Annotated in this window: 9 protein-coding genes and 1 riboswitch; of the genes, 1 reads left to right on the top strand and 8 read right to left on the bottom strand. The window is 55.2% G+C overall.

The window, feature by feature from the left end; all coding sequences use genetic code 11:
* Positions 1 to 347 precede the first annotated feature (347 nt).
* From Q9J32_RS06330 to tldD, 8 genes are all read right to left on the bottom strand, one after another.
* Positions 348 to 572: a SlyX family protein gene (locus Q9J32_RS06330; RefSeq protein WP_002219958.1), complete on the bottom strand. Its 225-nt coding sequence runs from the start codon at positions 570 to 572 to the stop codon at positions 348 to 350.
* Positions 573 to 1,961 (bottom strand): Na+/H+ antiporter family protein, encoded by a 1,389-nt coding sequence (locus Q9J32_RS06325; protein WP_301884420.1) that lies wholly within the window; start codon positions 1,959 to 1,961, stop codon positions 573 to 575. It abuts the gene before it with no gap.
* 85 nt (positions 1,962 to 2,046) lie between these two features.
* A complete protein-coding gene (gene prmC, locus Q9J32_RS06320) occupies positions 2,047 to 2,868 on the bottom strand; it encodes a peptide chain release factor N(5)-glutamine methyltransferase (RefSeq protein ID WP_301884418.1) in 822 nt (273 codons plus the stop codon).
* A 420-nt stretch (positions 2,869 to 3,288) separates the two neighbouring features.
* Positions 3,289 to 4,143 (bottom strand): amino acid ABC transporter substrate-binding protein, encoded by an 855-nt coding sequence (locus Q9J32_RS06315; RefSeq protein WP_301884417.1) that lies wholly within the window; start codon positions 4,141 to 4,143, stop codon positions 3,289 to 3,291.
* A gap of 73 nt (positions 4,144 to 4,216) precedes the next feature.
* Positions 4,217 to 4,948 carry an amino acid ABC transporter ATP-binding protein gene (locus Q9J32_RS06310; RefSeq protein WP_301673937.1) on the bottom strand — a complete coding sequence of 244 codons (732 nt, stop codon included), beginning with the start codon at positions 4,946 to 4,948 and terminating at the stop codon, positions 4,217 to 4,219.
* A gap of 1 nt (position 4,949) precedes the next feature.
* A complete protein-coding gene (locus tag Q9J32_RS06305; RefSeq protein ID WP_301884415.1) occupies positions 4,950 to 5,618 on the bottom strand; it encodes an amino acid ABC transporter permease in 669 nt (222 codons plus the stop codon).
* Positions 5,608 to 6,267, bottom strand: a complete 660-nt coding sequence (locus Q9J32_RS06300) for an amino acid ABC transporter permease (protein ID WP_301884414.1) — start codon at positions 6,265 to 6,267, stop codon at positions 5,608 to 5,610. Before Q9J32_RS06300 ends, Q9J32_RS06305 begins: the two co-directional genes overlap by 11 nt.
* A gap of 149 nt (positions 6,268 to 6,416) precedes the next feature.
* A complete protein-coding gene (gene tldD, locus Q9J32_RS06295) occupies positions 6,417 to 7,901 on the bottom strand; it encodes a metalloprotease TldD (RefSeq protein ID WP_373321635.1) in 1,485 nt (494 codons plus the stop codon).
* 74 nt (positions 7,902 to 7,975) lie between these two features.
* A riboswitch (TPP riboswitch) is annotated at positions 7,976 to 8,080 on the top strand.
* Between the two features lie 158 nt (positions 8,081 to 8,238).
* Here tldD and Q9J32_RS06290 point away from each other — a divergent pair.
* Positions 8,239 to 9,339, top strand: a complete 1,101-nt coding sequence (locus Q9J32_RS06290) for an FAD-dependent oxidoreductase (protein WP_301884410.1) — start codon at positions 8,239 to 8,241, stop codon at positions 9,337 to 9,339.
* Positions 9,340 to 9,360 lie beyond the last annotated feature (21 nt).

Genomic DNA, 9,360 nt, shown 5'->3' with positions numbered 1-9,360 from the left:
AATTTTTTTGAAAAAAAAAAAAAAAAAAAAAAAATAAACTTACCTTATAATTGCAGTTGTTTTAGCAATGTCTGTTTCGCAGACTCATTGAGTAAGACGTTTTCCCCGTAATGTGTTTGGCCGTCTGTCCCCTTTGGGTTCGGACGGCTTTTTTTTGGCTGTGTTTGAATACCCGGTTGGTTTTATCTGTTTGCAGCGGGGGGGAGCCGCTTATTTCCGTTCGGGCGGAAAACGGTTTCATCGGATAAAAGGCATTTTGTCCGACTGATTAAAGTTATATCTTAGGGTTGCATCGGCGGAATATTCAAACACAGCTTTTTTTAAGGAAATCCGGATACGGCGGCGCATCAATAATGCGGCGGAATCTCGTCGCGCAGGGAATACGGCTCTTGCGCGTCGGGATTCCTGTCCTGCATTTTTTGATACAGCAGCCTCAACTGAGCCTGCTGCAAATCCAGCGTCTGCCGCAATTCCGCCACCATCGCGTTCAGGCCGGCGATTACGTCCTCCTGAAGCGCGGATTGGATTTCCAATTCGACAATACGGCGTTCCAACTCTTGAACCGCGTCCATTTACAGCACCATCGCGGCAATCCAGCCGGCAATCAGCAGCGGGATGTTGTAGTGGATGAAGGTCGGGATAACGGAATCGCGGATGTGGTCGTGCTGCCCGTCGGCGTTCAGCCCCATCGTCGGACCCAGCGTGGAATCGGACGCAGGCGAACCGGCATCGCCCAACGCCCCCGCCGTGCCGACAATGGCGACGGTGGCAAGCGGCGAAAAACCCAAACCGACACACAAAGGCACATAAATCGCGGCGATAATCGGCAAAGTGGAAAAGGACGAACCGATGCCCATCGTTACCAAAAGCCCCACCACCAGCATCGCCAACGCCGCCATACCTTTGCTGTTGCCGAATATCGCCATACTGCTTTCCACCAGCGGCTGAATATGCCCGGTCGCATTCATCACGGCGGCAAAACCCTGCGCGGCAATCATAATGAAGCCGACCATCGCCATCATCTTGATGCCTTCGCCGAATACGTCGTTTGCCTTGTCGCGGTTGATGACCCCCAACATCATAAATACGGCGAAACCGAGCATCGCGCCCAACACCAGCGAGTCTTCATACATCAACTGTATGGCAAAGCATACGGCAATGGCGGCGGCGGCAACCAGGCTGCGGTAGGCGGACGGCTGCGGACGGTTTGCCGCATCGGCGTTGCCCGCCGTATCGGCATTATTGCTTTGGTACAGTCGCGGTTTGCGGTAGTGGACAAACGCCAGCAGGAGTCCGGCCAGCATTCCCAATGCGGGAATCGCCATTGCCGCCATCACGTTGATGTTTTTCACATCAAGCTGCGGCGCGGCGGAATGGATGTTGCCCAATAGGATTTCGTTCAAAAAAATCGCGCCGAAGCCGTAAGGCAGGAACATATAGGTCGTAACCAGCCCGAAAGTGATGACGCACGCAATCAGGCGGCGGTCGATTTTCAGGCGGTTGAACACCAAAAGCAGCGGCGGGACAATCATCGGGATAAAGGCGATGTGGATGGGTATGATGTTCTGACTCATAATGCCCATCACAAGGATGATGGAAAGCAGCAGCCATTTGACCGCGCCCTCGCCCGAACGCACGCTGTCGGGCATACCGCCCCGGTTCAGCTTGCGGACGACCGCGCCGGCAAGCTGCTGCGGCAGGCCGGAATGGGTAATCGCCATCGCAAACGCGCCGAGCATCGCATAAGAAAGCGCAATCTTCGCGCCGCCTTCCAAACCTTTGTTGAACACGGGGATAATCCCCGCCTGACTGACCTGTCCCGCCGCATCGGCAATGTTTTGCAGCGGCATACCCGCCACCGCGCCGCCGACAAACGCGCCGACCGTCAGGCTCAATACCACGTGCACGCGCGACAGCGACAGCACCAGCATAACGATTACGGCAACTACGACTGCATTCATTGTTTATCGCTCCAAACCTATAAATGTTTACATATCGAAACACATCATAACCCAATAACGGAAAGCCCGCCAATTTTGCAAACAATTATTTCAAATGCTTCATATACTTCCCCAGCGTAACCCTGTCCAAACCCGCCAAATCCGGCAGGGTTTCCACTCCCGAAAAACCATTCTCCGCCAACACGCCGCGCACCGCCGCGCCCTGATCGAAACTGTGTTCCAACAACAAAAAACCGCCTTCCGCCAAACGGTCGGGCGCGCCTTGCGCCAAGGTGCGGATGCAGCTTAGGCCGTCTGAAAAGTCGGTCAGCGCGATTTGCGGCTCAAACCGCAAATCGCCTTGCGACAAATGTTTATCGCCGTTTTCGATATAGGGCGGGTTGGAAACGATGACATCCCATTGCCTTTCAGACGGCATATCGGTGTCGAACCAGGAACCGTGTGCAAACTCGACCCGCGCGCCCAAATCTGCCGCATTCTTCCTGGCGGTTTCGAGTGCGCTCAGACTGATGTCGGATGCACGGACGAAGGCATCCGGGCGTTCGAGTGCGACGGTAAGGGCAACCGCGCCGCTGCCCGTCCCCAAATCCCACACGCGCCCGTTTTCGGGCAGGTGCGCCAATACGGCTTCGACCAGATGCTCGGTTTCGGGACGCGGAATCAACACGCTCGGATTGACTGTAAAGCGTCTGCCATAAAATTCGCGCACACCTAAAATATAGGCAACCGGCTCGCCGTTCAGACGGCGTTGCGCCAGCCTGTCCGCCCGCTGTCGGACTTCGTCCGGCATTTCTTCCCCGCCCCGCGTCAACAACTGCACGCGCGTATATTCCGAAACATATTGCAGCAGCATTCTTGCTTCATTTTTGGGCAGTTTTGACAAGCCCAACCATTCGTCAAACGTCATTTTTTATCCCGTCTGCCGCCGATGCGGCTTGAACATTTTTTCCGGCTTTGCGGCACGCTTGTTCAAAAAATATCATTTTGCATTGAAATTATATAATAAAGAAAAACACCTTATCGCCGTTTCAATACCGTAGGAATTTATCCTAATAAAAGAAACGCTCCGCCGTCATTCCCACAAAAAACGGTCATCCGGAAACATAAGGCTGAAGCGTTTTTCGGGAATGACGATTTGAAAGTTGCCCGAAATTCAAACACAGGCAAAACCGGACGAACTTGATTTCCGCACATACAAGAATGATAAAACAAATAAAGAAAACAATGAGATAGTTGATTCTTCCTTTGGACTTTCGATATTTTCGGCGGCTGAAAAAAATCCGCACCCGCCTTCAAATACGGATACGGATTTTCTTGTCAAACAAACTTATTCAGCCAACAATTCTTCCGGTTTGACTTTCTCGCCATACACGGGCAAGAGGGTTTTTTCATAGGCGGCTTTCAGACGGCCGTCTTTTTTCATAGCGGCGATTTCGCCGTTGACCCAGTTCAGGAGGTCGGCGTTGCCTTTTTGAACGGCGGGGGCGATAAATTCGGCGGGGCCGAGGTTGCCGATGGCGACTTCAAAGTTCGGGTTTTCTTTCGCCCACGCCCACAGCAGGGCGTTGTCGTGCGCGAGTGCTACGCCGCGGCCGTCTTTCAGCGCGTCGAAGGTTTCGGTGTTTTGGTCGAATTTCAGCAGTTTGACTTCGGGATGGCTTTTGGTGAAGAAAGCGTCGGCGGTGGTGCCTTTGTTGACCAGCAGGGTTTGGTCTTTCAATTGCGCCACGTCGGTAATCGGTTTGTCTTTGGGGGAAACCACGCCCAACGCCACTTTCATGTAAGGATCGGCGAAATCGACGGCTTCGGCGCGTTCGGGGGTTTGGGTAAAGTTGGCGAGGATGAGGTCGACTTTGCCGGAACGGACGTATTCGACGCGGTTTGCGGCCTCGGTTAAGACAAATTCGACTTTGTCGGGGCTGCCGAGCAGGTCTTTGGCCAGGTCTTTGGCGATCTCAACATCAAAGCCTTGGTTTTTGCCGTTGGCATCAACATAGCCGAACGGAGGCTTGTCGCCGAATACGCCGATGCGGATCACGCCTTTTTCTTTGATGGAGGCAACGGTTGCCGCACCGCCGCTTTGTGAAGATTGGGTATCGCCGGAGCCGCCCCCGCAGGCGGTCAGACCGACGGCGATGGCAGCGGAAGCGAGTAGCGCTTTGAATTTTGCGTTTAGTTTCATTGGGAATCTCCTTTTTGAATGTTTGCTTGGGATGAAATGCCGTCTGAAAGGGGTTCGGACGGTTTGCGGTAAATCAGTAGTCCATACCTGCCAGAAATTGGCGGGCACGTTCGCTTTTTGGTGCGGAGAAGAAGGTTTCGGGGTCGGACGATTCGACAATGCCGCCTTTGTCCATAAAGACGATGCGGTCGGCAACTTTGCGGGCAAACCCCATTTCATGGGTTACGATGAGCATACTCATGCCTTCGCGGGCGAGTTCCAAAACCACTTCCAAGACCTCGCGCACCATTTCGGGGTCGAGTGCGGCGGTGATTTCGTCCAGCAGGATGACTTCCGGATTCAGGCACAGGGCGCGGACAATGGCGATGCGTTGTTTCTGGCCGCCGGAGAGTTCGCGCGGATAGGCGTTCTTGCGGTCGAGCAGGCCGACGCGTTCCAACAGTTTGTCGGCTTGTGCCTCTGCCTCGGCACGGTTGCGGTTTTGTACTTTCACCGGGCCTAAGAGGATGTTTTCGATGACGGTCATGTGGGCAAACAGTTCATAGCTTTGAAAGACCATGCCGACTTTTTGCCGGGCGGTTTGCCAAGAAACGTCTTTGCCAAATTCGCCGACACCGTCCATCACGATGCTGCCGCCTTGGTGCGCTTCCAAACCGTTGACGCAGCGCAGGAGTGTGGATTTGCCGCAGCCGGACGGACCCAGCAGTACGATGACTTCGCCTTTTTCCAAGTCCAAGTCTAAGGATTGAATGGCGGTTACGTTGCCGTATTGTTTGTGCAGGTTGCGGATGCTCAGTAAAGCCATGTCAGTGTTCCCATTTTTGTTCAAGTTTTGCCGCCAGCAGCGACAGCGGCCAGCAACAGAAGAAATACAGCATAAAAATCAGGCCGTAAACCCAAAATGAAGCATTGGGCTGCGTCAGCAGCGAGTTTTCAATAATTTGCTGCCCCACTTTGACCACTTCAATCACGCCGATAAGCGAGGCGAGCGAGCTGGTTTTGATCATGCGCGTAAACAGATTGACAGCACCGGGCAATACGCGGCGGATGCTTTGCGGCAGCTCGATGTAGCGGAATACCTGCCCGCGACTCAAGCCGAGTGCCAGGCCTGATTCGACCTGGTGTTTTTCAATCGATTCCAATGCGCCGCGGACCAAATCGCCCATTTCGGCGATGCCCCACAGGGAAAATACCCAGACGCAGACCCAAAATCCGCCGATGTGGATGCCCGTCCAGGCGGACAGTCCGAAATACAGGCCGAACAGCCACACCAAAATCGGCACGATGCGGATGGTTTCGAGATAAAACCGTCCGATAAAGCGGATAAGCCGGTTGCGCGAACGCAAAACCAAGCCGAACAGCGTACCCAATACACAGGAGGCGGCAACGGAAATCAGGGAAATCTGCACCGTCAGCAGCAGGCCTTCGCCCAAGCGCGCCGCGTTTTGCCCTTCAAACAGCCATTCAAACGCCATATTTCGCACCCCGTATGCGGTTTTCCAATCGCCGCGCCAAAAGCGAAACGGGCAGCAGGATAATCAGATAAGCGGCAAACAACAAAAACAAAGCCTCGTTGGTTTTGTAGTCCATACCAATCACATCTTTGGTAACGAACAGCAATTCCGCAATGCCGACCGCGCTAATAACGGATGTTTCTTTCATTAAAAACAATACGTTTGCACCAATAGCGGGAACAGCGACCGCCCAAGCCTGAGGCAATTCGACATAGCGGAACACTTGAAAGCGGCTCAAACCGATGGCCTTGCCCGCTTCGACCTGCCCTTTAGGCACGGCGAGGATGCCGGCGCGGACGGCTTCCGCCATATAGCTTGCGCCCAAAAAAACCAACGCGATTACGCCGCAGGTGAAACCGTCCCATTTAATGCCCATTTTCGGCAGGCCGTAATACAGGAAAAACAATTGGATCAGCAGGGGCGTATTGCGCGACAGCTCGATATAGGCGCGCGCCAATGCGTAGAAGGGGCGGATGCGGTATGCCGTAACCACGGCGACGGGCAGTCCGAACAGCAACGACAAAACAACGCCGTAAACGGACAATTCCAGCGTCAGCTTTGCCGCATCGGCGAATTTGGGCACGGCATCGATTAAATAAGGCCAGTTCATCAGAATCAGAAATCAGCTTAACGAAAGGCGGTATTTTAATGAACTTGCAAGATAATGTTAAAGAATGCTTGGGAATATCAAACATAGGAAAAAAGAATAAGGCGATGCCGCCTGAAAACCTTTCAGACGGCATCGTGCCGGATTCCGCGTCAGATTTCGCTACCGCCCACGGTCAGTCCGGCATCAATCCGCAAGGTCGGTTGCCCCACGCCGACAGGGACGCTCTGCCCTTCTTTGCCGCACACGCCGACACCGCTGTCCAACGCGGTATCGTTGCCTATCATCGAAACGTGTTTCAGCACTTCGGGACCGTTGCCAATGATGGTCGCGCCTTTGACGGGGTATTGCAGCCTGCCGCCTTCCACCCACCACGCTTCGGACGCGCTGAACACGAATTTGCCGCTGGTAATGTCCACCTGTCCGCCGCCGAAGTTGACGGCGTAAATGCCTTTGTCGATGGACGCGATGATTTCGTCGGGTTTGTAGCCGCCGTTTTCCATAAAGGTGTTGGTCATGCGCGGCATCGGGACGGAGGCGTAGCTTTCGCGGCGGCCGTTGCCGGTCGATTGCGTACCCGTCAGGCGGGCGTTGGTTTCGTCCTGCATATAGCCGACCAAAATGCCGTCTTCGATCAATACAGTGCGGCGCGTTTCGTTGCCTTCGTCGTCGATATTGAGCGAGCCGCGCCGGCCGGCAATATCGCCCTGATCGACGACGGTAACGCCTTTGGCGGCCACGCGCTCGCCGATTCGGCCGGAAAAGACGCTGGTCCCCTTGCGGTTGAAATCGCCTTCCAAACCGTGTCCGACCGCTTCGTGCAGCAACACGCCCGGCCAGCCGTTGCCCAAAACGACGGTCATCTCGCCGGCAGGCGCAGGACGGGATTCGAGATTGGTCAGAGCTTGTTTGACGGCGGAACCGACAAACTGCCGCACCAGAGTTTCATCAAAATAAGCTAAATCGTAGCGTCCGCCGCCGCCCGCGCTGCCCTGTTCGCGCCTGTCGCCCTGTTTGGCGATGACGGTAACGTTCAGGCGCACCATCGGGCGGATGTCGGCGGCGTGTTTGCCGTCCAGACGGGCGAGGTAAACCATATCGTATTCGCAGGTCAAACCGGCCATCACTTGCACGATGCGCGGATCGGCGGCTTTGGCGATTGCTTCCACTTTATTCAACAGCGCGACTTTGGCGGCGGAATCGAGGCCGGCAATCGGGTCGATCGCTATGTGGACAGGCTTGCCGTAGGCAGGTGACGGCACTTTGACGCTTGCTTCGCCGCCTGCCGCCCCAATCGCGCGGACGGCGCGGGCGGAACGGTTGATCGAATCGATACACAGGCTGTCGGCGTAGGCAAAGGCGGTTTTATCGCCCGAAACGGCGCGCACGCCCACGCCCTGATCGATTTGGAAGCTGCCCGATTTGACGATGCCTTCTTCCAAATGCCAGCTTTCATAAGCGGTGCGCTGACAATAAATGTCGGCATAATCGACATGGTTGGTGCCGATAATGCTCAGGCTTTGGGCAAGCAAATCGGGAGAAAGATGGTTGGCTTCGAGCAAATCTCGCTGTACGGCATAATAGGTTTGATGCATGGTGTCGGGACATAGAAAATCAGTGGGCTGATTATACGGCATTTGTTATTAAAATGTATCGTACCGCCTGAAATGTAAGATTTTTGCCAACATCCCCTGCTTTTGTGTACACTTAAAGCTCCTTGTCGGAGTGCTGCCCGCCGGGCGGCTGAGATTGCGAAAGCAGAATCCGTAGAACCTGTCGGGGTAATGCCTGCGTAGGAAACAAAACCTCCCCGCCCTCTCGGGCTTCCGTTCCCTCTTCCGCACTTCCCCGCCCCATTTTCATGTTTTTTTAAGGACTTGATATGTCGGGCAATGCCTCACAACAACCCTCACCCGCCGCAACGGCGGCACGCCTTTTTTCCGACAAATCGCGATACCTGCAAAGGAATCCGTCATGACCCGTATCGCCGTCCTCGGCGGCGGCCTTTCCGGAAGGCTGACCGCACTGCAACTTGCAGAACAAGGTTATCAGATTGCACTTTTCGACAAAGGCACCCGCCAAGGCGAACACGCCGCCGCTTATGTTGCCGCCGCGATGCTCGCGCCTGCGGCGGAAGCGGTCGAAGCCACGCCTGAAGTCATCAAACTGGGCAGGCAGAGCATTCCGCTTTGGCGCAACATCAGAGGCCGTCTGAAAACGCCTGCCATGATGCAGGAAAACGGCAGCCTGATTGTGTGGCACGGACAGGACAAACCTCTATCCAACGAGTTCGTCCGCCATCTCAAACGCGGCGGCGTAGCGGATGACGAAATCGTCCGTTGGCGCGCCGACGACATCGCCAAACGCGAACCGCAACTCGGCGGACGTTTTTCAGACGGCATCTACCTGCCGACCGAAGGCCAGCTCGACGGGCGGCAGATATTGTCTGCACTTGCCGACGCTTTGGACGAACTGAACGTCCCCTGCCATTGGGAACACGAATGCGCCCCCGAAGACCTGCAAGCCCAATACGACTGGCTGATCGACTGTCGCGGCTACGGCTCAAAAACCGCTTGGAACCAAGCCCCCGAGCACACCAGCACCTTGCGCGGCATACGCGGCGAAGTGGCGCGAGTTTACACGCCCGAAATCACACTCAACCGCCCCGTGCGCCTGCTCCATCCGCGTTATCCGCTCTACATCGCCCCGAAAGAAAACCACGTCTTCGTCATCGGCGCGACCCAAATCGAAAGCGAAAGCCAAGCCCCTGCCAGCGTGCGTTCCGGGCTGGAACTTTTATCCGCACTTTATGCCGTCCACCCCGCTTTTGGCGAAGCCGACATCCTCGAAATCGCTACCGGCCTGCGCCCAACGCTTAACCACCACAACCCCGAAATCCGTTACAGCCGCGCCCAACGCCTGATTGAAATCAACGGCCTGTTCCGCCACGGCTTTATGATTTCCCCCGCCGTAACCGCCGCCGCCGTCAGATTGGCAGTGGCACTGTTTGACGGAAAAGACGCACCCGAACATGATGAAGAAAGCGGTTTGGCGTATATCCGAAGACAAGATTAAAGCCGTCTGAAAGGACACCTT

The organism is Neisseria uirgultaei, from assembly GCF_962719845.1.
GTDB lineage: Bacteria > Pseudomonadota > Gammaproteobacteria > Burkholderiales > Neisseriaceae > Neisseria > Neisseria bergeri.
Note: the sequence above shows the minus strand (reverse complement) of the source record. Positions and strands in the feature narration are given on the sequence as shown.